At 56.7% G+C, this 18,887-nt stretch carries 18 protein-coding genes and 2 tRNA genes; 2 read left to right on the forward strand and 18 right to left on the reverse strand.

Features of this window, described 5'->3' with window-relative positions:
* Positions 1 to 19: 19 nt before the first annotated feature.
* The 15 genes from rpoB to IEN85_RS24020 all read right to left on the reverse strand — a co-directional run bounded on the left by rpoB (position 20) and on the right by IEN85_RS24020 (position 13,681).
* The gene (rpoB, locus tag IEN85_RS23950) at positions 20 to 3,793 is read right to left on the reverse strand and encodes a DNA-directed RNA polymerase subunit beta (protein WP_191619646.1); all 3,774 of its coding nucleotides are present in this window, start codon (positions 3,791 to 3,793) and stop codon (positions 20 to 22) included.
* A 163-nt stretch (positions 3,794 to 3,956) separates the two neighbouring features.
* The gene (gene rplL / locus IEN85_RS23955) at positions 3,957 to 4,340 is read right to left on the reverse strand and encodes a 50S ribosomal protein L7/L12 (protein WP_191619647.1); all 384 of its coding nucleotides are present in this window, start codon (positions 4,338 to 4,340) and stop codon (positions 3,957 to 3,959) included.
* 135 nt (positions 4,341 to 4,475) lie between these two features.
* Positions 4,476 to 4,988, reverse strand: coding sequence for a 50S ribosomal protein L10 (rplJ, locus tag IEN85_RS23960; protein WP_191619648.1), 513 nt, complete (start codon positions 4,986 to 4,988; stop codon positions 4,476 to 4,478).
* Between the two features lie 20 nt (positions 4,989 to 5,008).
* Positions 5,009 to 5,701 (reverse strand): 50S ribosomal protein L1, encoded by a 693-nt coding sequence (gene rplA, locus IEN85_RS23965; protein WP_191619649.1) that lies wholly within the window; start codon positions 5,699 to 5,701, stop codon positions 5,009 to 5,011.
* A 58-nt stretch (positions 5,702 to 5,759) separates the two neighbouring features.
* Positions 5,760 to 6,185: a 50S ribosomal protein L11 gene (rplK, locus tag IEN85_RS23970; RefSeq protein ID WP_191619650.1), complete on the reverse strand. Its 426-nt coding sequence runs from the start codon at positions 6,183 to 6,185 to the stop codon at positions 5,760 to 5,762.
* Positions 6,186 to 6,189: 4 nt separating this feature from the next.
* Positions 6,190 to 6,765, reverse strand: coding sequence for a transcription termination/antitermination protein NusG (nusG, locus tag IEN85_RS23975; RefSeq protein WP_191619651.1), 576 nt, complete (start codon positions 6,763 to 6,765; stop codon positions 6,190 to 6,192).
* 32 nt (positions 6,766 to 6,797) lie between these two features.
* Positions 6,798 to 7,001, reverse strand: a complete 204-nt coding sequence (gene secE / locus IEN85_RS23980) for a preprotein translocase subunit SecE (protein ID WP_191619652.1) — start codon at positions 6,999 to 7,001, stop codon at positions 6,798 to 6,800.
* Between the two features lie 13 nt (positions 7,002 to 7,014).
* Positions 7,015 to 7,090 (reverse strand) — tRNA-Trp (locus IEN85_RS23985).
* A 77-nt stretch (positions 7,091 to 7,167) separates the two neighbouring features.
* Positions 7,168 to 8,358 carry an elongation factor Tu gene (tuf, locus tag IEN85_RS23990; RefSeq protein WP_191619653.1) on the reverse strand — a complete coding sequence of 397 codons (1,191 nt, stop codon included), beginning with the start codon at positions 8,356 to 8,358 and terminating at the stop codon, positions 7,168 to 7,170.
* Between the two features lie 80 nt (positions 8,359 to 8,438).
* Positions 8,439 to 8,514 (reverse strand) — tRNA-Thr (locus tag IEN85_RS23995).
* 92 nt (positions 8,515 to 8,606) lie between these two features.
* Complete coding sequence (locus IEN85_RS24000; RefSeq protein WP_191619654.1) at positions 8,607 to 9,362, reverse strand: hypothetical protein; 756 nt, start codon at positions 9,360 to 9,362, stop codon at positions 8,607 to 8,609.
* A complete protein-coding gene (locus tag IEN85_RS24005; protein ID WP_191619655.1) occupies positions 9,359 to 9,805 on the reverse strand; it encodes an ExbD/TolR family protein in 447 nt (148 codons plus the stop codon). Before IEN85_RS24005 ends, IEN85_RS24000 begins: the two co-directional genes overlap by 4 nt.
* Positions 9,768 to 10,427 carry a MotA/TolQ/ExbB proton channel family protein gene (locus tag IEN85_RS24010; RefSeq protein WP_191619656.1) on the reverse strand — a complete coding sequence of 220 codons (660 nt, stop codon included), beginning with the start codon at positions 10,425 to 10,427 and terminating at the stop codon, positions 9,768 to 9,770. Before IEN85_RS24010 ends, IEN85_RS24005 begins: the two co-directional genes overlap by 38 nt.
* A 112-nt stretch (positions 10,428 to 10,539) precedes the next feature.
* Positions 10,540 to 13,215 carry a tetratricopeptide repeat protein gene (locus tag IEN85_RS24015; RefSeq protein WP_191619657.1) on the reverse strand — a complete coding sequence of 892 codons (2,676 nt, stop codon included), beginning with the start codon at positions 13,213 to 13,215 and terminating at the stop codon, positions 10,540 to 10,542.
* 94 nt (positions 13,216 to 13,309) lie between these two features.
* The gene (locus tag IEN85_RS24020) at positions 13,310 to 13,681 is read right to left on the reverse strand and encodes a dUTPase (RefSeq protein WP_191619658.1); all 372 of its coding nucleotides are present in this window, start codon (positions 13,679 to 13,681) and stop codon (positions 13,310 to 13,312) included.
* A 202-nt stretch (positions 13,682 to 13,883) separates the two neighbouring features.
* Here IEN85_RS24020 and IEN85_RS24025 point away from each other — a divergent pair, with 202 nt between their 5' ends.
* Entirely contained in the window at positions 13,884 to 14,882 is a 999-nt protein-coding gene (locus IEN85_RS24025; RefSeq protein WP_191619659.1) for a hypothetical protein, read from the forward strand.
* A gap of 150 nt (positions 14,883 to 15,032) precedes the next feature.
* Positions 15,033 to 16,055, forward strand: coding sequence for a Holliday junction branch migration DNA helicase RuvB (ruvB, locus tag IEN85_RS24030; protein ID WP_191619660.1), 1,023 nt, complete (start codon positions 15,033 to 15,035; stop codon positions 16,053 to 16,055).
* 19 nt (positions 16,056 to 16,074) lie between these two features.
* On the opposite strand, the gene IEN85_RS24035 is transcribed toward ruvB, so the two are convergent.
* The 3 genes from IEN85_RS24035 to IEN85_RS24045 all read right to left on the reverse strand — a co-directional run bounded on the left by IEN85_RS24035 (position 16,075) and on the right by IEN85_RS24045 (position 18,880).
* Positions 16,075 to 16,671, reverse strand: coding sequence for a DUF4136 domain-containing protein (locus IEN85_RS24035; RefSeq protein WP_191619661.1), 597 nt, complete (start codon positions 16,669 to 16,671; stop codon positions 16,075 to 16,077).
* Between the two features lie 157 nt (positions 16,672 to 16,828).
* Entirely contained in the window at positions 16,829 to 18,052 is a 1,224-nt protein-coding gene (locus IEN85_RS24040; RefSeq protein ID WP_191619662.1) for an LL-diaminopimelate aminotransferase, read from the reverse strand.
* A gap of 177 nt (positions 18,053 to 18,229) precedes the next feature.
* Positions 18,230 to 18,880 carry an NAD(P)H-dependent oxidoreductase gene (locus IEN85_RS24045; RefSeq protein ID WP_191619663.1) on the reverse strand — a complete coding sequence of 217 codons (651 nt, stop codon included), beginning with the start codon at positions 18,878 to 18,880 and terminating at the stop codon, positions 18,230 to 18,232.
* Between the last annotated feature and the right edge of the window lie 7 nt (positions 18,881 to 18,887).

The raw sequence follows: 18,887 nt of genomic DNA on the forward strand, positions 1-18,887 counted from the left end.
TCCTCAGTCGGTTGGTTGGTTACTTGTAGTCGAGTTCGCTTTGGCGGCCCAGCTTCACGTCGAGACCAAGGGATTGGATTTCCTTGATCAATACGTTGAAGGATTCCGGCGTGCCCGCTTGCAGCGTGGAGTCGCCCTTGACCAGTGATTCGTAGATTTTGGTACGGCCTTGAACGTCGTCAGACTTGACCGTGAGAAGCTCCTGCAGCGTGTAAGCCGCGCCGTAAGCTTCGAGCGCCCAAACTTCCATTTCCCCGAAGCGCTGACCACCGTATTGGGCCTTACCACCGAGTGGCTGCTGGGTAACGAGAGAGTACGGACCAACCGCACGGGCGTGGATCTTGTGGGAGACAAGGTGATTGAGCTTGAGCATGTACACCCAGCCAACAACCACTTCGTTGTCCAACTTCTCACCGGTACGACCGTCGTAAACGGCGGACTTACCTGTGGTGGGAAGACCGGCATCGGCCAAGTGCTGACGCACGACCTTTTCCGGAATACCGTCGAAGACCGGAGTCGAAACCTTCATGCCGAGAACCTTACAGGCCCATCCCATGTGCGTTTCGAGTACCTGACCAACGTTCATACGGGAAGGTACACCCAGTGGGTTCAAGCAGATCTGGATCGGAGTACCGTCTGGAAGATAAGGCATATCTTCCTCTGGAACGATCTTAGCGACGACACCCTTGTTACCGTGGCGTCCCGCCATCTTGTCACCCACCTTGAGCTTTTCCTTGGTAGCAACGTAGACCTTAACCTGCTTGATCACGCCAGTGGCTGCATCTTCACCGGACTCGATGTTGGCAGTCTTGCGCTCACGGTCGCCTTCGAGCTCGTCGAACTTGCTCTGGTAGGAACCGATGATCTCCATGATCTTGATACGGACAGGAGAAGGATCGATCTCAACGTGCTTGGAAACCGCAGCGAGCTTACGGAGAAGCGTCTTGGTGATCTTGCGGTTGGCAGGGATGATGATTTCGCCGTTCTGGCCGTTGACCACGTCCAGAGGAATCTTTTCACCGAGAAGGATGTTAGACAGTGCTTCGGTCAGACCTTCGCGCAGCTTATCCATCTGCGTCTTGTAGTCTTCGTTGATCTGCTTCACCTGACGGCGACGATCCGATGGGCTTAGGCGCTCGCGCTCGTAGTCGAGGCGGCTGGAAACCTTAACGTCCATGACGATGCCATCGACACCGGATGGTACGATGAGCGAGGTATCCTTAACGTCCGCAGCCTTTTCGCCGAAGATCGCGCGGAGGAGCTTTTCTTCCGGAGCGAGTTCGGTTTCGGACTTTGGCGTGATCTTGCCCACGAGGATATCGCCTGGCTTAACTTCAGCGCCCACGCGGATAACACCGTCGTGGTTGAGGTTCTTGAGAGCCTCTTCACCCACGTTTGGAATATCGCGTGTGATTTCTTCCGGTCCAAGCTTGGTGTCACGAGCAGTGACTTCGAATTCGGAGATGTGGATGGAAGTGTAGATGTCGTCCTTGAGAACCTTCTCGGAGATCAGGATCGCGTCCTCGAAGTTGTATCCATTCCAAGGCATGAAGGCCACGAGGATATTCTTTCCGATCGCGAGCTCACCGTTCTGGGTACAAGGTCCGTCTGCGATGATCTGGTCAGCCTTGATGGGCTGTCCCTTGGAAACGATTGGCTTCTGGTTGAAGCAAGTGCCGGCATTGGAACGCATGAACTTGCGCAGTTCGTAAACGTGGATGCCAGCCTTCACATCTGTGTAAGGCTTACGCTCGAAGTTCGCGGGAAGCGTGCCGTCCTTGGAGATAACGATGCGCTTCGCGTCAACCGAGGCGACGATACCGTCGATGTCGGAAACGGAAACGGTCTTGGAGTCACGAGCAACACGCTCTTCGATACCGGTGCCCACGAATGGGGAGTCGGCTTGAAGCAGCGGAACGCCTTGGCGTTGCATGTTCGAGCCCATGAGCGCGCGGTTCGCGTCGTCGTGCTCGAGGAACGGAATGAGTCCTGCCGCAACGGATACAACCTGCTTCGTGGATACGTCCATGAAGTCGACTTGGTCCGGATCCACTTCCAAGAACTCGCCGGACTGACGCACGGTGACCTTGCCAGTGAAGTTTCCGTTTTCGTCTACCTCGGAGTTCGCCTGAGCGATGATCTTGCCCTCTTCCATGTCGGCGTTGAGGTACTTGATCTCGTCAGTGACGCGACCGTTCTCGACAATACGGTACGGCGTTTCGATGAAGCCGAACTCGTTGACGCGGGAGTAAGTGGATAGCGAGTTGATAAGACCGATGTTTGGACCTTCAGGCGTCTCAATCGGGCAAATACGTCCGTAGTGCGATGGATGAACGTCACGCACTTCGAAACCGGCGCGTTCGCGGTTCAAACCACCAGGTCCGAGAGCGGAGAGACGACGCTTGTGCGTGAGCTCCGCAAGCGGGTTGATTTGGTCCATGAACTGGGACAGCTGCGAACGGGCGAAGAAGTCGCGGATCACAGTGGTCAAAGCCTTTGGATTGATCAGCTTCTGAGGCGTGATCGAATCGACGCTTTGATCGTAGAGAGTCATGCGCTCGCGAACGAGACGCTCCGTACGAGCCAGGCCGAGACGGCACTGGTTAGCGAGCAACTCGCCAACGGTACGGACGCGACGGGAACCGAGGTGGTCGATATCGTCGAGGTAGCCCTCCCCAGCCTTGAGCTTGATGAGGTACTTGGTAGCGAGAACGATGTCTTCGCCTTGCAAGGTACGAACTTCAACGTCCGTATCCATCTCCAGCTTCTGGTTGATCTTGTAGCGACCCACGCGACCGAGGTCGTAGCGCTTGGGATCGAAGAAGAGACGCTTGAGCAGAGCCTTGGCGTTGGCAGTCGTAGGCGGCTCGCCCGGACGGAGGCGCTTGTAGATTTCCTTGAGGGCTTCTTCCTCGTTTTGGGAGGTGTCCTTCTTCATAGCGCGAACGATGGCGCCATCGTCGACGGTGGTGTCGATGACCTTCAAGGTCGGGATGCCATGGCCTTCAAACTCGCGAACGATCGCCTTGGTGAGCGGCTCGAACGCGCGAGCGATGACGACACCCTTTTCGGCGTCGATTGCGTCTTCAACCAGCACGTACTGGGAGACGTTTTCCTTAGCAAGCGCTTCGGAGGTACCCAAGTCTTCGATCTTGTAGAAAAGCTTGAGGATATCGACGTCGGAGCTGTAGCCAACAGCGCGGAGCAAAGTAGTGATGAGGAACTTACGACGACGGCGACGGCGATCGAGATAAACGTAGAGCAGATCGTTGTTGTCGAACTGAACTTCGAGCCAGGTACCGCGGTCTGGGATGATGCGGAAGGCGTGCAGCGGCTTGCCGTTGGTGTGCGGAGTAACTTCGTACGCGATACCAGGCGAGCGGTGCAGCTGGGAAACGACTACGCGCTCGGCGCCGTTGATGATGAAGGAGCCACGGGCGGAGACCATGGGGATTTCTCCCATGTAGATCTCTTCGTCCTTGATGTTGTCTTCCTCGCGAAGGCGGAGCTTCACGTAAAGAGGTACGGAATAAGTAATGCCCTCGCGGATACACTCGATCTCGGTAGCCTTAGGGTCGCCGACAGTGTAGGATACGAACTCGAGCACAAGGCGTCCGTCGTAGCTCTCGATGGGGAAAACTTCCCGGAAGACGGCTTCCAATCCGTCGTTTTTACGCTCCGAGATCGGGGTGTCCTTTTGCAGGAAGTCGAGATAGGAATTGATCTGAATCTCGATCAGATTGGGCGGCGTGATTACGTCCTTAAGTTTTCCGAAGTTGATACGGTCTGCCATGTGAATCTGTGCTAGATGTGGGCGAAAATGTGGTGAGTCGGCTTGATGAAAACGGGGTGAAAGGAACTAGATTACTCCCCGGCTAATAAACGCAGGAAAGACAGGCGCGATCAGACGCGCCTGTCTTAAAGAAAAAGCTGTGTAAAGCAGCGTGCAACAAGGCTTACTTAACTTCGACCTTAGCGCCAGCAGCTTCGAGCTTGGACTTGACTTCTTCTGCTTCCTCCTTGGAAACGCCTTCCTTAACAGGCTTTGGCGCGCCTTCAACGAGGTCCTTTGCTTCCTTGAGTCCGAGACCTGTGATTCCACGTACTTCCTTGATCACATTGATCTTCTTGTCGCCAGCAGCGGCGAGGATTACGTCGAACTCAGTCTTTTCCTCAGCAGGAGCAGCAGCTTCGCCACCAGCAGGTGCTGCGGCAACGGCTACAGGAGCAGCAGCGGAAACGCCCCACTTTTCTTCGAGGTCCTTAACGAGACCTGCGATGTCGAGTACGGTTTGGCCGCTGAGCCATTCGATTACGTCTTCTTTAGTGATGTCTGCCATCTTCGTGTTGATCGGCTAGTTCGGAAAGGGCTTCCTCTTTTAAGACGACGTGTCGCCCTAGCCTGTATCTTTGTGTTATGGTTTTGTAAGACGAAGGCATCCAAGCCCTCGAAAATGTGTTGGTTGAATAAAGGGCTACTCGCCCTTGTCGGCCTTGGCCTGAAGTACGTTGAGCATCGCGGTTGGCACGCCATTGAGGACGAATACCAAGCTCTGTGCAGGCTGGCTGAGCAATCCAAGGAGCTGAGCGCGCATCGCGTCGATGTTCGGCAACTTTGATAGCGCCACGACCTCGTCCTTCTCCAAACGCTGGGAGCTGAGAATGCCCACCTTAACGTCCATCTTGTCCTTCTTGTCGAAGAACTTGGTGAGGACCTTGGCAACACCGGATGGATTGGTGCCACCGATAACGATGGCATTCTGGCCGTTGAGGTGTTCGTCGATTTCCGGATAACCGCGTTCGCGAGCGGCAACCTTGAGGATGTTGTTCTTTACGACGTGGAACTCTGCCTCTTCCTTGATCAGCTCAGCGCGGAGCTCAGCAATGTCGATTACCGTGGAACGCTCGTAGTCGGCGAGGAACAGGTAGTCAGACTTGTCGAGGTGAGTGTTGATTTCATCAACGAGAAATTGTTTTTCTGGTCTCATGGTATTTGAACCTCCTGTTTTTAGTACTTGGCGTACTCGGAGCTCGCGAGCTTGATGCTCGGAGTCTGGGTTGCGGAGATGTACGCGCTCTTGATGTAGCGACCCTTGAAAGCAGCAGGACGTGCCTTGCCGATCGCTTCCATGATTGCAGTGAGGTTACCAACGACTTCTTCGGTACCGAAGGAACGCTTGCCAACGCCAACGCCCAGGGAGGCGTTCTTGTCTACCTTGTACTCAACGCGACCCGCCATTACTTCCTGAATCGCTTTGGCGATATCGTCGGAAACAGTGCCAGCCTTTGGATTCGGCATGAGACCTTTCGGTCCAAGAACGCGAGCGATCTTACGTACGTCCTTCATCGCGTCAGGAGTCGCGACAGCTACGTCGAAGTCGAACCAGCCGCCTTGAACCTTGGCAATCATGTCTTCGAGACCTGCTTCTGTGGCGCCAGCGGCTTTGGCCGCTTCAGCATCGGCGGTGAACGCGAGAACGCGGACAGTCTTACCGCTACCGTGCGGAAGCATTACTGTGCCACGCACCATTTCGTCGCCCTTGCGAGGATCAACTCCAAGCTTGAGGGAAACTTCGATCGTCTCATCGAACTTTGCCTTGGGCAACTTCGCGAGCGCGTCGACTGCTTCTGCAATCGTGTATTCTTTACCAAGATCGGCGGCCTCTGCAGCTGCACGAAACTTTTTGGATAGTTTTACCATTTAGTACTCCTTGCGGTGCGAACGCCGTTAGGCTCCCGCGTTGAGGTTATTTTATTATTTAGCCCTCTACTTCGATACCCATGGAGCGAGCCGTACCTTCGATAATACGAGACGCTGCTTCTGGATCCGAAGCGTTGAGATCGGCCTTTTTCATTTCGACGATCTCGAGAATCTGAGCCTTCGTTACCTTGCCAACCTTGTCGCGGTTCGGCACGCCAGAGCCCTTCGCCAAGCCGGCCGCCTTTTTGAGGAGGACAGCAGCTGGTGGGGACTTCAGGATGAAGGTGAAAGACTTGTCTTGATAGACAGTGATTACGACTGGAAGGATGAGACCCGCCTTGTCTTGTGTCTTCGCGTTGTACTCCTTACAGAAGGCCATGATGTTGACCCCAGCCGCACCGAGGGCTGGACCAACTGGAGGCGCTGGATTGGCGCCGCCGGCAGGGAGTTGTAGGCGAATGGTTCCTGTGACTTTCTTTGCCATTTGTTTAGCTTGTTAAGCGTTCGACTTGCCAATACTCCAGCTCGACTGGAGTGAATCGTCCAAAGATAGATACCGACACCTTGAGCTTGCCCTTTTCCGGGTCGATCTCGTCGATGCGGCCATTGAGATTGAGGAACGGGCCATCCGTAATTTTGACCTCTTCTCCGATCTCGAACTGTACCTTTGGTGTTTCTTTGCCCGTGGCGGCTTCCACTTGGCTGAGGATCGTGTCGATCTCAGCTTTCTTGAGAGGCGTTGGACGGTCTCCGCCTACGAAATTGATAACGCCCGCCGTTTCGCGGACGAAGTACCAAGGCTTGTTGAGCAGCTTTCCATTCTCGTCGTAGAGACGCATGTGAATGAAAGCGTAGCCTGGATAGAATTTGCGCACGATCTGAGACTTCTTTCCGTTCTTTACTTCCGTAACGGTCTCGGTCGGCACGAGGACTTCGAATACGAACTCCTCCATCTCGTCTTCCTTGATGAACTTGTCCAGGTACCGCTTAACCTTCCCCTCCTGGTTGGAGAGAGTTTGGATAACGTACCAAGCGGCGCCGGTTTTTGCGCTGGTTTCAGACATGGGATCTTTTCAGTGGGGACGAGTTTGATGAACTAGCGCATCCAGCTCGTGAAGAGATTCACGACGTTCGCTATAGAGAAATCCGCAACCGCGACGAAGAGTCCCATGATTGCGATCGCAATAAGTACGACAAAGGTCGATTCGCGCAGCTCGGAAAACGAAGGCCAGCTTGCCTTCTTGAGCTCCGTGATCGTCTCACCTGTGAATATGCGAATACTGCGGAACGGATTTTTCATTTGATTAAAAAGATGGCAGGGCAGGAGGGACTCGAACCCCCAACCCTCGGTTTTGGAGACCGATGCTCTACCAATTGAGCCACTACCCTATGCCAAAAAAAACTAAAAACAATCGCCGGAACCCAGGGGATGGGCTCCGGCAAAAGATAAAAACTTAAGCCAAAGCTTACTCGATGATCGCAGTGATACGACCAGCACCGATAGTGCGGCCACCTTCACGGATAGCGAAACGCTGACCTGCTTCCATCGCGATCGGCTTGGTGAGGTCAACTTCGATAGAGATGTTGTCGCCTGGCATAACCATTTCAACACCTTCTGGAAGCTTGCAAACACCTGTTACGTCAGTCGTACGGAAGTAGAACTGCGGACGGTAACCATCGAAGAATGGAGTGTGTCGGCCACCTTCGTCCTTGGAGAGAACGTAGATTTCAGCCTTACCCTTGGTGTGAGGAGTGATGGAACCTGGCTTCGCGAGAACTTGACCACGCTCGATAGCGTCCTTGTCAATACCGCGAAGAAGGATACCAACATTGTCGCCAGCTTGACCTTGGTCGAGCATCTTGCGGAACATTTCAACACCAGTAACCGTGGACTTCTGAGTGTCCTTGAGACCGACGATTTCGATTTCTTCGCCTACCTTGATCACACCACGCTCGATACGGCCAGTAGCAACGGTACCACGACCAGTGATCGAGAAAACGTCCTCTACGGACATGAGGAATGGCTTATCAACTTCACGCTCTGGCTCTGGGATGTCGTTGTCGATTGCGTCCATGAGCTCTTGGATACAAGCCTTACCGAAGTCAGTGCCTTCGAGAGCTTGGAGAGCGGAACCGCGAACAACAGTCGTGCCGTCGCCGTCGAAGTCGTACTTGTCGAGAAGTTCGCGAACTTCCATTTCGACGAGCTCGAGAAGCTCTTCGTCGTCGATGAGGTCGCACTTGTTGAGGAATACAACGATCTTAGGTACACCAACCTGACGAGCGAGAAGGATGTGCTCGCGAGTCTGCGGCATAGGACCATCAGAAGCGGAACATACGAGGATCGCGCCGTCCATCTGAGCGGCACCAGTGATCATGTTCTTGACGAAGTCAGCGTGACCTGGGCAGTCAACGTGAGCGTAGTGACGCTTGTCGGACTCGTACTCAACGTGAGCAACGGAGATCGTTACAACCTTAGTCTCGTCACGAACTGTACCACCCTTTGCGATGTCGGAGTAGCTCTTGATTTCAGCGAGGCCCTTACCGGCCTGTACTGACAAGATAGAAGTAGTCAGCGTAGTTTTGCCGTGGTCAACGTGACCGATCGTGCCGACATTTACGTGTGGTTTCGTTCTTTCGAAGGTTCCTTTAGCCATTTTTGTTTATGAGTTAGGTGTGTTGAAATTGGTTTCTGTTGAAAATTTCGACCCATCGATGAAACCGATCGTTCGCGTAGTGGAGCCCTCGAGCGGATTTGAACCGCCGACCTCGTCCTTACCAAGGACGCGCTCTACCGACTGAGCTACAAGGGCACTCCGAGAAGTGGATCTGAAAAAAAGAAGTGAGAACATGCGCAGGCCAATTTTGCCCGTCAACTACAATATCAATAAAATTCGGCCGCATTTCACGGCACCATTTCCAGCAGGTAAACCCCATCTTCCAGAAGGCCCAACTTGGGAAAATGAGCGTAGGCGATCGAGCCAATTTCGCGGTCCGCTTCATCGAAGCCGGAACTCTGCACCACCGACAGTCCACCCACTTGGAAGCTGCCCTCCACGGTGGCGAGCAACGTGGCTGGGCGACGGTCCGGCCACTGCGCATCTAGGGCCTGTACGCGATCATTATATATATAGATGCGCTTCAACTCGCGTCCGCTGGACGGACTGAGGACCGCCATCGACATTCCGCGCTCCTCCTGATAATTCCGTTCAGCAAAGTTCCGCCCCAATTCCCTGAACGGGTGGAATCCGAAATCGACCTGAGCCATGGACAGCTGCTCGTAGTTTGCAGGCACGTTCCCGAAATCGTCGATATAGTTGCCGTCCTCCAATTCGAACATTGGCGTGAACTCCGGAAAAATCTCCGACTCCTCCTGCCAAAACTCCGACATGCTGACCGCATTGGCGCTGTTCCACCGCGTGGGCAGCAACAAAGGACGCGGGTCGAACAAACTCATCCGCTGAGCCAAAACCTCCGATTGCTCCGTCGAGCGCGAATCCAAGTACTGGATCTCCACATGCTGACGCTCTCGCGTGCGCAGCTTCTGGCCGCTGTCCCGCGTCAAGGCGACCCCCCAGTACAAGGAAACATGAAACAACACCGTCGCCGCCAAAGCCCAAGTCCAACGCAAGGTGCGGCCAAAGGTCCGCCTTTCCCTCATCGCCCTCCCCCAAACGCTCCGCCCAGGGACCGACGCTCTTCCGTTGCGAGCTGCACCTTGGAATAACCCGCCTTGATCGCCAATTCGCTCAGCAAGCTCAGCGTCCGCATCGACACCGCGACATCCGCTTTCACCAACAGAGTAGCCCCTTCCTGCGGGGCACCCCTACGGTCAAAATGCTTCTCGAGAGACTCGAGGTCGAACTTGCTGTCCTTGAAAAAGATCATTTCCTCCCCCTTCACTTCAGTGACCGCAATCACCTCATAGACCGGAGAAATCGCGACTTGGGACGATTCCACCTCAGGCAAAGCTAAGGTAATTCCCGGCGTCATCACGAACTTCGAGCTAAAGAGCACGAAGAACATCCCGATCACGCAGAGATCGAGAAAAGGCCAAAAGCTCAGCTTAGCTCGCTTCGGCAGTTCCGCTTCCAGCTTCAACATCTTTTGCTCGCTCCTCGAAAGCATCCGTATCCTCCGGATCCGGTCCGTTCTTGACTCGGGTGAAAATAACAACCAGCTCCTGGGCCAGCCATTCCATTTCCAGCACGACCGTACGAATACGTCCGACCAGGAAATGATGGGCCATTATCGCGACCGCCGCCAGGGCCAGGCCAGTCGCCGTGCTGATCAAGGCTTGCCAGCCGCCGCCCACCAAGTGCCCCGCATGCACGTAGACGCCCTGCCGCTCGTACTGCATGAAACTGTCGATCATACCGATCACAGTACCCAACAAGCCAAAGATGGGAGCCACCTGCGCCACCGCGTACAACGCTCCCACGCGGCGCTTCACTGGAGCCAACTCCACCACCGCAGCCTCTCTCACCACCTCGCGAATCTCCGCATTGCTCTCGCGAAAACTCATCAAGCCAGCCTTCACCATCGAAGCCGCCGGCCCCGGCGTGTCCTGGCAAATCGTCAATGCCTCGATCAAACGCCCCTTGCTCAACGAATTCTCGATTCCCGAAAGAAACTCCTTCGAGCGGATCTGGTTTCGATGCAAAAACAACAGCCGCTCAACGAACACGACCAAGGCAACTAGGCTCAAGGCAAACAAAGGCCACATAACCAGCCCCCCCTGCCTGAAGGTATCGAACAACTCTATCTGCAACGACTCCATCTAAGAAACGATATCAATATTCCCCCAAAAAACGGGCCAATCCCTACTCCATAGCAATCTAATTCGGGAGAGGGACCGGACGCTCCGCCTCCAGGATTTCCAGACGAGCTCGAGCCAGATCCACCCCATTTAGGCGGTGTTCGATTACCTTCAGATAAAACGAGTTAGCCTCGTCTACCTTCCCTTCTTCCTTGGCCAACTCGGCCAAACCGAACAAGCAACGTGAAACCCAGTACCGGCCCTTGTTGCCCAGCTTCCTGATGCCCAACGCTTCCACCAGCATCTGGTCGTAGATCAGCCAAAACAGCTGCTTCGCCTTCAGGGCTTCGCCGCGAGACCGCCATGCTTGGCCTAGCTTGTACCCCGCTTCCACCCGCAGGTCCAAAGGAGCCTCCGGCAAATCCATCAAGAGCTCCAAACGCGAAACCGCCCCATCAAACTTTCGCGGGTCCTCCTCCGCCTGCGCGAGCAGCGTGTCAGCCATGGACATCTGAGCAAGGTATCGGTAGCGATGGTCCGCATACTCGTTTTCCAGCAAGTAGTAGATCTGCTCAGCCGAACCAAACTTGTTCAGGCGACGCAAAAGGTCCGCCTGCATCAAGCGAGCCTGGTAAACGATGTCCGACTCCGGGTAGTCGCTCGCGATACGCTGCAACAGCTTAGTCGCTTCGTCCAGATAAGTATCCTGCCCCCGTTGCTCCGCATTCAGGGCGGCTTCGAAAAGAGCGACCGGCGCCAGACGATGCTGCGGATACTCATCCGCCAGCGACACCAGCAACTGCTGAGCCTCAACCGTACGGTTCACGTTTGAAAGGTAGCGAGCCTGGGATATGTAGGAAAGCAACGCCGATTCGTAGCCAGCGTAATCCCTGCGCAAGCGCTCCAGCAAAGCCACCGCCTCCTCCGGCTCCTCCAAGGCAAAGTGCGATTCGGACAGGGAGAGCAGGCTGCTCGCGAGAACCTTGTTCAACAAGTCCTGATCCGCTCCCGCCATGGCCTCGCTCGCCACGTAGGCCTCTATCTCGTTCACCCAATCGATCGTGTACTCCGGGTCTCCCGCGACCGCTGACAAGCGAGCCGTCAACCACAGCAAACGCAGTTTCAGCAGCGGGTCCTCAGACTCGCCAAGCACTGCCCGCTGGGCCCGCTCGTAAGCTTCGGCCACCCTGTTGACGCGACGCATCTCCCTCAGCGCCATCCACTGCACTCGCCAAACCATTTCCGAACCAGCAAGGGCGCGCAACCTAGCGCTGTCGATCGCCTCCAAAGCCAAGTCGAGCTGCCCCGCCCGCAAGCGAGAATAGACCAGCTGAAAAAACAAAGGACCGCCCTGCGACACCGTTGCCACGTTGGTCAAGGCCGTCGAATACGCCTCGGCGGCATTGCGGAAGTCCTCCCGCGTGTTCGACTGCAAGCCCGCACGCAGGTAACAATCGGCGATCAGGGCTGACAATCGGTAGTCCCGCTGCAGATCGATGAATTCCGTCCTCATCTGCTGGAGCCGATTGGCCGCCTTTCGGTACTGGTAGCGGTTCCACGCGGAGGATGCCTGCAAGGCCAGCATACCGCGACGATAGGGAGAACTCGGAAACCTCCGCTGCAACTCCGCCGCATCGTCTTCCGCGCCCAGGTACTCCTCGTCAAGAAAGCGGAACACAGCTCGATAGTACAAAGCTTGGTCGAGCAAGGCATGCTCCCGCTCCCGAGCGATCAGTCGATCCAGGATCGCCCGGATCTCGCTGCCCCCTACGCCATCCTCCAAGCGCGCCTGGCTGTAAGCTTGCTGCAAAGCGATACTCATCAAATCCGGAAACTCGTTCGCAGCGATCAAATCGCTCATAGCCTGGCGCCCCTCAACCCTGCCCAGGCCCGCCGCCATTACCGCCAGCAAGCGAAACTGGGCTCGCTCGCGAGCCATGCCCGCAGGAATGGCCGCAAGGTTCTCCCCGATCAGCTCGATCGCCGCGTCGCGATCCCCAGAGTCGTACAAGAGAACCGCCAACTGCTGCGCGTAAAGGAAACGAACCTCCCTGCCCTGATTCTCCAGCATGGCGTTCTGCAACTGGGGTATGGTCTGAGCCGAAGCGGTGCGCGACTCCAGCATGCTCCGGAACACGAGGTAACCGATCTGGGCGCCCAGCGCCGGCGACGCGCCCGCCGCTACGTTCTGGGCCGACTCGAACAATTCCGCCGCATCCTCCCTGCCCCCTTCCAAAAGCGTCACCCAGCCTCGCAGGAACCAAAACCACGCCGCATCGCCCACTCCCAAGCTTGAAGGCACGATAGTCGACAAGCTCTCAGCCGCCGCTTCGGTGTCACCTTCGGCGTAGGCGATCATCGCTTCCCTCAGGTCCACCCGCTGCTTAGGGTAACGCTCGCGAGACGCCAGCTCAGCCAAACGCGAACGCGCCTCCACCCATTGCGTTCGCGCCAAAAGAGAGTCCACGATCACCAGCTCGTTCGCGAAATCAACAGCCCCCTTTTCTTCCAAAGCCTTGGCCTTCACCGCAAGGGCATAGCTCAAATCGTACAATCCCGCCGCCAAGGCCCGATGAGCACTGCCCTTGAGCCAATACGTGTCGCTCAGGTTTCGGAGCTCCACCTCCTCGACCGCTTGCGTGAGGGGAACTTCCCTACTCACTGGGACGGCCGCTTCGTCCTGGGCAAACGCCGCTCCCCAAGCAAGCGCTCCCGCTAAGGCAACAACGAAAACTCTAGCTACTCTCCAAGGCATACAACGATCCCCTTGGTCAGCGCTCCGCTCCCCAGAGTTCCGGACCTCGCCCCCAAGACACTTCACAAGACGTAATCACCCGACTAAAAATCCGCTAGATATGGCGCGAGTCGGACTCGTCCTTGCTCGCGTAGCCGCTCTCCTGACGCTGGTGGTTTACCTTGTTCTTGGCCACATAGGCCTCGTAGACGTCGTCCGCCGACATCCCCAGCGTCTGAGCCATCGAGATCAAGAAATGAAAGAGGTCGATCACCTCCACGCGAGCGTTCTGCTTGTCAAAAGTCTGGTATTTCGCCCACCACTTCCAAGGCACCGAGTCGATAAGCTCAGCCATCTCCTGCTGCATCGCCCGAGAGTAGTTGAGCACCCACTTCGCCTGCTCCTCCTCGTCGATGTCCTTGAGGTTCACGCCGATACGCGCGTTGAGCTCTTCTTGCATTTCGAAAATCCGCTGAAGCTTATCCATAAGTTCCGCTAGCTAGCCCGAGCTCCTCCCCCCACGCAAGGCCCAAGGCGTTTAAGTTTGAACTTTTCAAATCAATAGTAAAGTACCTCTCCCGCGGTATAAACAGGACCCCAGCCGACGACTCGCCCGGTCCACCGCAACTCTCACTGCGAGTCGCACGCTCAGTCGATGACTAAATCCCGACTGACCAATGAGTAACAACATGTCACAAACAGAAGAAAACAACACTCCGTCCAAGCAGCCGGAGGCTACCAACGATGCCGTCGCGGAATTCGCAGACGAACTCCATATCGTTGATGCGATGAAGCCCGCCGCTGCTCCTACGTCGGACAACAAGCCGTTGCGATACGGCACCCGCAAAAAGAAGGCCGGCGAGACCGGACCTAACGTCAAAGACCTCAGCTCTGTCAGTAGCTTCGAAGAAGAAGAGGAGATCGAAATGGACGACCTCCCCATCCGCGCCACCGCGCCGGAGGAACTGATCGACAAGAGACCAGCCCCGAGCGAACCACGCGAAGAGTCCGGCGAACGCCGCCCTCGCCGCAACGATCGCTCGCGCGGAGAACGTCGCGAACGAAAGCCTCGCGAACGCTCCCCGAAAAAAGACACGGAGCAAGCCGCCGCTTCAGCAGAAGCGCCAGCCACGGAAGAGAGCGACCGTCCCGAACGATTCGGAAACGTCAAGCCCGCTTCCAACGCAACTCGCGAAGTCAAGGTGGACGAGTTCCGCCCCTCCCGCGACGGACGCTCCAACAGCAAACGCGAGCGCAAGCCACGCTCCGCGGCAGACTCCAGCCCGAAGGCACCCGCCAAGAAAAAGGGCCTCCTCTCCAAAATCGTCTCGTTTTTCACCGGCGGCGACAAGGAAGAGGAAAAGAAGGAGCAAGAACGCAGCAACCGCGGCGGCAATCGCCAGCGCGGCGGTCGCGGACGCCGCGGACCAAACAATCGCCAAGATGGCGAAGGTGGAGAGGGCGGACAACGCCGTCGCCGCCGCCCACGCAACCGCAAGCCACGCCAAGACGGCGAAGGCGGAGAGCGTGGCGAACGCCAGAACCGCGAAGGCGGGGAAGGTGGCGGACAACGTCGTCGCCGTCGCCCCCGTCGCCCTCGCCGCGAAGGAAGCAATCCCAATGGCGATGCAGATGCTCGAGAGATCGGACGTCGCGCTCGCGAAGAAAGCGAAGCCTCCAAGAAATAAGGGACCGGCCAAACTTTTAACACTCAGCCCTGCAGCTCACATGCTGCAGGGCTTTTTCATGCGCCGAGCAAATCGCTCTTCACTTTTCACACCGTCTCGTCACCGTGTTCCCGGAGCGTCGCTTCATTCTCTACACATCAAGACTTCCCAATGCCCGAACCCACCGATACCGGCGTCGACTACTTTGCCAGCGCCCTTTCCAACCAACTCAATACCCAGACCGAGTCCCTGCTCCGCCCGCCCTCCTTCGACGAGTTCGTGGGCCAGAAGAAAACCGTCGAACGCCTGAAGATCATGGCTGGCGCCGCCAAGAAACGCGGCGAAGCCCTCAACCACATCCTCCTCTCCGGCCCTCCCGGCCTGGGCAAAACCTCCCTCTCCTTCATCCTCGGCGCCGAGATGGGCCGCAACGTGCGCATCACCTCGGGCCCTGTCGTGGAAAAAGCCGGCGACCTCGCCGGCATGCTGACGAACCTCGAAGAAGGCGACATCCTCTTTATCGACGAGATCCACCGCATTCCCAAGACTGTCGAAGAGTACCTCTACTCGGCCATGGAGGACTACTGCATCGACATCATGATCGACCAAGGGCCCAACGCCCGCTCTGTCCGCCTAAACATCCCCCGCTTCACCCTCGTCGGCGCCACAACCCGCAACGGCTTGCTCACCGCTCCGCTACGCTCTCGCTTCACCCTGCAAACCCGCCTCGACTACTACGGCCCCGAGGACCTTCTCAAAATCGTCACCCGCACCTGCCACCTCCTGAAGGTACCCGTCGAGCGAGACGGTGGACTTGAGATCGCCCGACGCGCCCGCGGCACTCCTCGCATCGCCAACAACCTCGTCAACTTCGTGCGCGACTACGCCGAGGAAAAAGGCAACGGCACCATCACCAAAGCCAGCGCCCAAGCCGCGCTCGAGCTCCTAGAGATCGACGCCCGCGGACTCGACGAGATGGACAAGCGCATCCTCCGCGTCATGGCTACGACCTACAAAAGCCGCCCCGTCGGCCTCGCCACCCTCGCCGTAGCGGTCGGAGAAGAGAGCCACACGCTCGAAGAAGTCCACGAGCCCTACCTCATCCAAAGTGGACTGGTGCAACGCACCGCCCAAGGCCGCATCATCACCCCCGAGGGCCTCGCCGCCATTGGGCTAGATGCGGCGACAGCTTGAACGAAATCCGCTCAAAGCTTCAGTTCCCAAAAGCCCGAACGACATTGGCCAGAACCGCAGCCCGCTTCTCGTCACTTGAGTAGGCAATTCCAGTCTGCGCCCTAGCCCATCCCGACCACACCCGCTCGCGCGTATCGGCATCGAAAGCCTCTACAATGACGTAGAATCCAGGCACCCGCTGATTCTCCCATGCCTCGGAGGACCTGCTGTCGTCATATTTCTCGTCCGGCGGAGCTTCGTATCCAGGAAACGGATCCCCCATGCTCTTCGCGAGTCGACTGTACGAGAAGCCAAGCCCCTCCGAAGCGTTGCCTTGCGGGAGCCCCGCCCTGCCCGTCGCCGCCCGGACTCCCACAAAAAAATCAGCCGAGCCCTCGTCCACAAATCGATACCCCTTCGACTCGAATGCGCCGCGGAGGACAGCCAGAGAGAAGTCATCCCGACCCAATATGTCCCAGGCGACTTGGTCCGTTTCCGGGTGGGGTATCGGCAAAAGAGCAAAGGTTTCGTACCGCGTAGCCTCAAAAGCCGGATCGAAGTCACGGTTGTAGATAACCGAAGAGCACGAAACCAGGAAAACTGGCAGCACTGCAGATAATAGCCGCGGGGTAATCATAGCAAAGTCTGGGTTCCAAAGGGCGAAACCAGACTACCATCCGCGCCACGCCCACTGCAACGACATACTCGAGACGCCAAGCGCCCATGCGAGAGCACGAAAAAGCCCGCTCCCGTTAAAGCGGGAACGGGCTGATTACAAAGATTCGAGCAGCCCTCTACGCCAAGGCCTTCTTGATGCGAGCCATTGCCTCCACGATCTTTTCGCGGGAATTGAACGCGCTGATGCGGATATGGCCTTCGCCACAAGTTCCGAACCCAGCGCCTGGCGTACAAACAACGCCTGCTTCATTCAGCAACAGATCGAAGAATTCCCACGAGGGACGCTTCGCATTGATCCAAATGTAAGGGGAGTCCTCCCCACCGATACAATCGAAGCCGAGGTCTTGCATCGCCGCCTTCACGATCTTGGCGTTCTCAAGGTAGAAGTCGGTCAAAGCCTTCACTTCCGCCGCGCCTTCTTCGGAGTAGACGGCCTCCGCAGCCTTTTGCACCGGGTAGGAAACGCCGTTAAACTTGGTGCAATGGCGGCGGTTCCAAAGAGCGTGAACGCTGTGCTCGTTGCCCGCGGCATCTTGTGCCTTAAGGTTCTTCGGTATCACCGTGTAGGCGCAACGCGTTCCCGTGAATCCTGCATTTTTGGAGAAACTGCGAAACTCGATCGCTACATCGCGAGCGCCTTCGATTTCGTAGATGCTTTGCGGCAAGGACTCGTCGCGAATGAAAGCCACATAGGCAGCGTCAAAGAGAATAATCGCTCCGCACTCCTTAGCGTAGTCAACCCATGCCTTGAGCTGCTCCTTAGTAGCAGTCGCGCCGGTCGGGTTGTTGGGGAAACAGAGGTAAATCAAGTCGACCTTTTCCTCCGGAACCGAAGGAACGTATCCATTCTCTGGAGTCGAGTCGAGATACACGAACCCTTGATAGCGACCATCCACGTTCTTGCCTGTACGACCCGCCATCACGTTGGTGTCGACGTAGACCGGGTAGACGGGGTCCGGGACGGCAATCTTGATGTCGTCGCCAAATATCTCCTGGATGTTGCCGCTGTCACACTTGGCGCCGTCGCTCACGAAGACCTCGCTCGCGTCAACGTTGGCTCCACGCGCCTGGAAATCGTTCTTGGCAATCGCTTCACGCAGGAAGGCGTAACCTTGCTCCGGACCGTAGCCATGGAACGCTTCGCGGGTTCCTTGGTCGTCGATCGCCGCATGGAAAGCCTTTTGGCAAGCCTGAGGGAGGGGCTCGGTAACGTCCCCGATTCCGAGGCGGATAATAGGTTTTTCAGGATTCGCTTCCTGGTATGCAGACACGCGCTTGGCGATGTCGGAGAAAAGGTAGGAAGCCTTGAGCTTCAGGTAGTTTTCGTTGATGCGGATCATGGTGTCTATTTCGCCGACGAAGCAGCCATAGCCCGTCTCCAGAGTCAACAGAATCGCTTCCCTCCCCTATGCCAAAGCTCAAAAAGTCCCAGATCTGAACCGCCCGAGCTCACGCTCCTCCACGCTCCGGAACCGCAAACGAGCCGGCCAAAGGAAGGCCGGCTCTCAAATGCTAACTTAGACGCGTTGGATCAGGTCCGACTTAGCGAAGCGCACCTTCTGCGTGGTGGCATACTTGTCCTGGGCCGAGCGATAGCCGAGCGGGCAAGCGACCACCGTCGAGTAGCCCGAGCCCTCGATACCCAGAATCTTGTCGTAAGCCTTGGGATCGATCCCCTCCATTGGGCATGCGTCGATACCAAGGGCGGCAGCAGCGAACATCAATTGGCCTAGAGCAATGTATACCTGCTTTTGAGCCCACACGTCGATCCACCCCTGCTCGTTCGCTTGGTCCACGAACCCTCCCGCAAAGCTTTCGTAGCCAGAAAGGCTTTCCTCGGAGACCTTGCGCACTTCCGCCATGCGGGAAATGAACGCGCCAACGTCATCCCTTTCATAGCCCACTCGAGAAGCGAGCACCACTAGGTGAGAGCAGTCCTTCGGCTGCTGCTGGTTCCAGGAAACGGCAGGAAACTGGTCCTTGACCGATTGCGTCTCGACCACGAAGAACTTCCAAGGCTGGAGCCCAAAAGAAGAAGGCGTCAGCACAAGAGCCTCCTCCAGCGCCTCAATCGTCTCGGCGGGAATCTTTCGGGAAGCATCAAATTCCTTGGTGGCGTAGCGCCAGTTCAACTGTTCGAGAATGTCTTTTACGTTTAATGTAGCCATGGATAAT

The organism is Pelagicoccus enzymogenes (genome assembly GCF_014803405.1).
GTDB classification, from domain to species: Bacteria; Verrucomicrobiota; Verrucomicrobiia; order Opitutales; family Opitutaceae; genus Pelagicoccus; species Pelagicoccus enzymogenes.

What these genes read in the sequence shown, in the direction of transcription:
- ruvB (WP_191619660.1), top strand. Translation starts at nt 15,033, where the DNA reads ATGCCCGAACCCACCGATACCGGCGTCGACTACTTTGCCAGCGCCCTT.
- IEN85_RS24015 (WP_191619657.1), bottom strand. Translation starts at nt 13,215, where the DNA reads ATGCCTTGGAGAGTAGCTAGAGTTTTCGTTGTTGCCTTAGCGGGAGCG.
- IEN85_RS24005 (WP_191619655.1), bottom strand. Translation starts at nt 9,805, where the DNA reads ATGTTGAAGCTGGAAGCGGAACTGCCGAAGCGAGCTAAGCTGAGCTTT.
- rplJ (WP_191619648.1), bottom strand. Translation starts at nt 4,988, where the DNA reads ATGAGACCAGAAAAACAATTTCTCGTTGATGAAATCAACACTCACCTC.
- IEN85_RS24010 (WP_191619656.1), bottom strand. Translation starts at nt 10,427, where the DNA reads ATGTGGCCTTTGTTTGCCTTGAGCCTAGTTGCCTTGGTCGTGTTCGTT.
- IEN85_RS24040 (WP_191619662.1), bottom strand. Translation starts at nt 18,052, where the DNA reads ATGATCCGCATCAACGAAAACTACCTGAAGCTCAAGGCTTCCTACCTT.
- rpoB (WP_191619646.1), bottom strand. Translation starts at nt 3,793, where the DNA reads ATGGCAGACCGTATCAACTTCGGAAAACTTAAGGACGTAATCACGCCG.
- rplA (WP_191619649.1), bottom strand. Translation starts at nt 5,701, where the DNA reads ATGGTAAAACTATCCAAAAAGTTTCGTGCAGCTGCAGAGGCCGCCGAT.
- rplL (WP_191619647.1), bottom strand. Translation starts at nt 4,340, where the DNA reads ATGGCAGACATCACTAAAGAAGACGTAATCGAATGGCTCAGCGGCCAA.
- IEN85_RS24020 (WP_191619658.1), bottom strand. Translation starts at nt 13,681, where the DNA reads ATGGATAAGCTTCAGCGGATTTTCGAAATGCAAGAAGAGCTCAACGCG.
- IEN85_RS24025 (WP_191619659.1), top strand. Translation starts at nt 13,884, where the DNA reads ATGTCACAAACAGAAGAAAACAACACTCCGTCCAAGCAGCCGGAGGCT.
- IEN85_RS24035 (WP_191619661.1), bottom strand. Translation starts at nt 16,671, where the DNA reads ATGATTACCCCGCGGCTATTATCTGCAGTGCTGCCAGTTTTCCTGGTT.
- rplK (WP_191619650.1), bottom strand. Translation starts at nt 6,185, where the DNA reads ATGGCAAAGAAAGTCACAGGAACCATTCGCCTACAACTCCCTGCCGGC.
- nusG (WP_191619651.1), bottom strand. Translation starts at nt 6,765, where the DNA reads ATGTCTGAAACCAGCGCAAAAACCGGCGCCGCTTGGTACGTTATCCAA.
- secE (WP_191619652.1), bottom strand. Translation starts at nt 7,001, where the DNA reads ATGAAAAATCCGTTCCGCAGTATTCGCATATTCACAGGTGAGACGATC.
- IEN85_RS24000 (WP_191619654.1), bottom strand. Translation starts at nt 9,362, where the DNA reads ATGAGGGAAAGGCGGACCTTTGGCCGCACCTTGCGTTGGACTTGGGCT.
- tuf (WP_191619653.1), bottom strand. Translation starts at nt 8,358, where the DNA reads ATGGCTAAAGGAACCTTCGAAAGAACGAAACCACACGTAAATGTCGGC.
- IEN85_RS24045 (WP_191619663.1), bottom strand. Translation starts at nt 18,880, where the DNA reads ATGGCTACATTAAACGTAAAAGACATTCTCGAACAGTTGAACTGGCGC.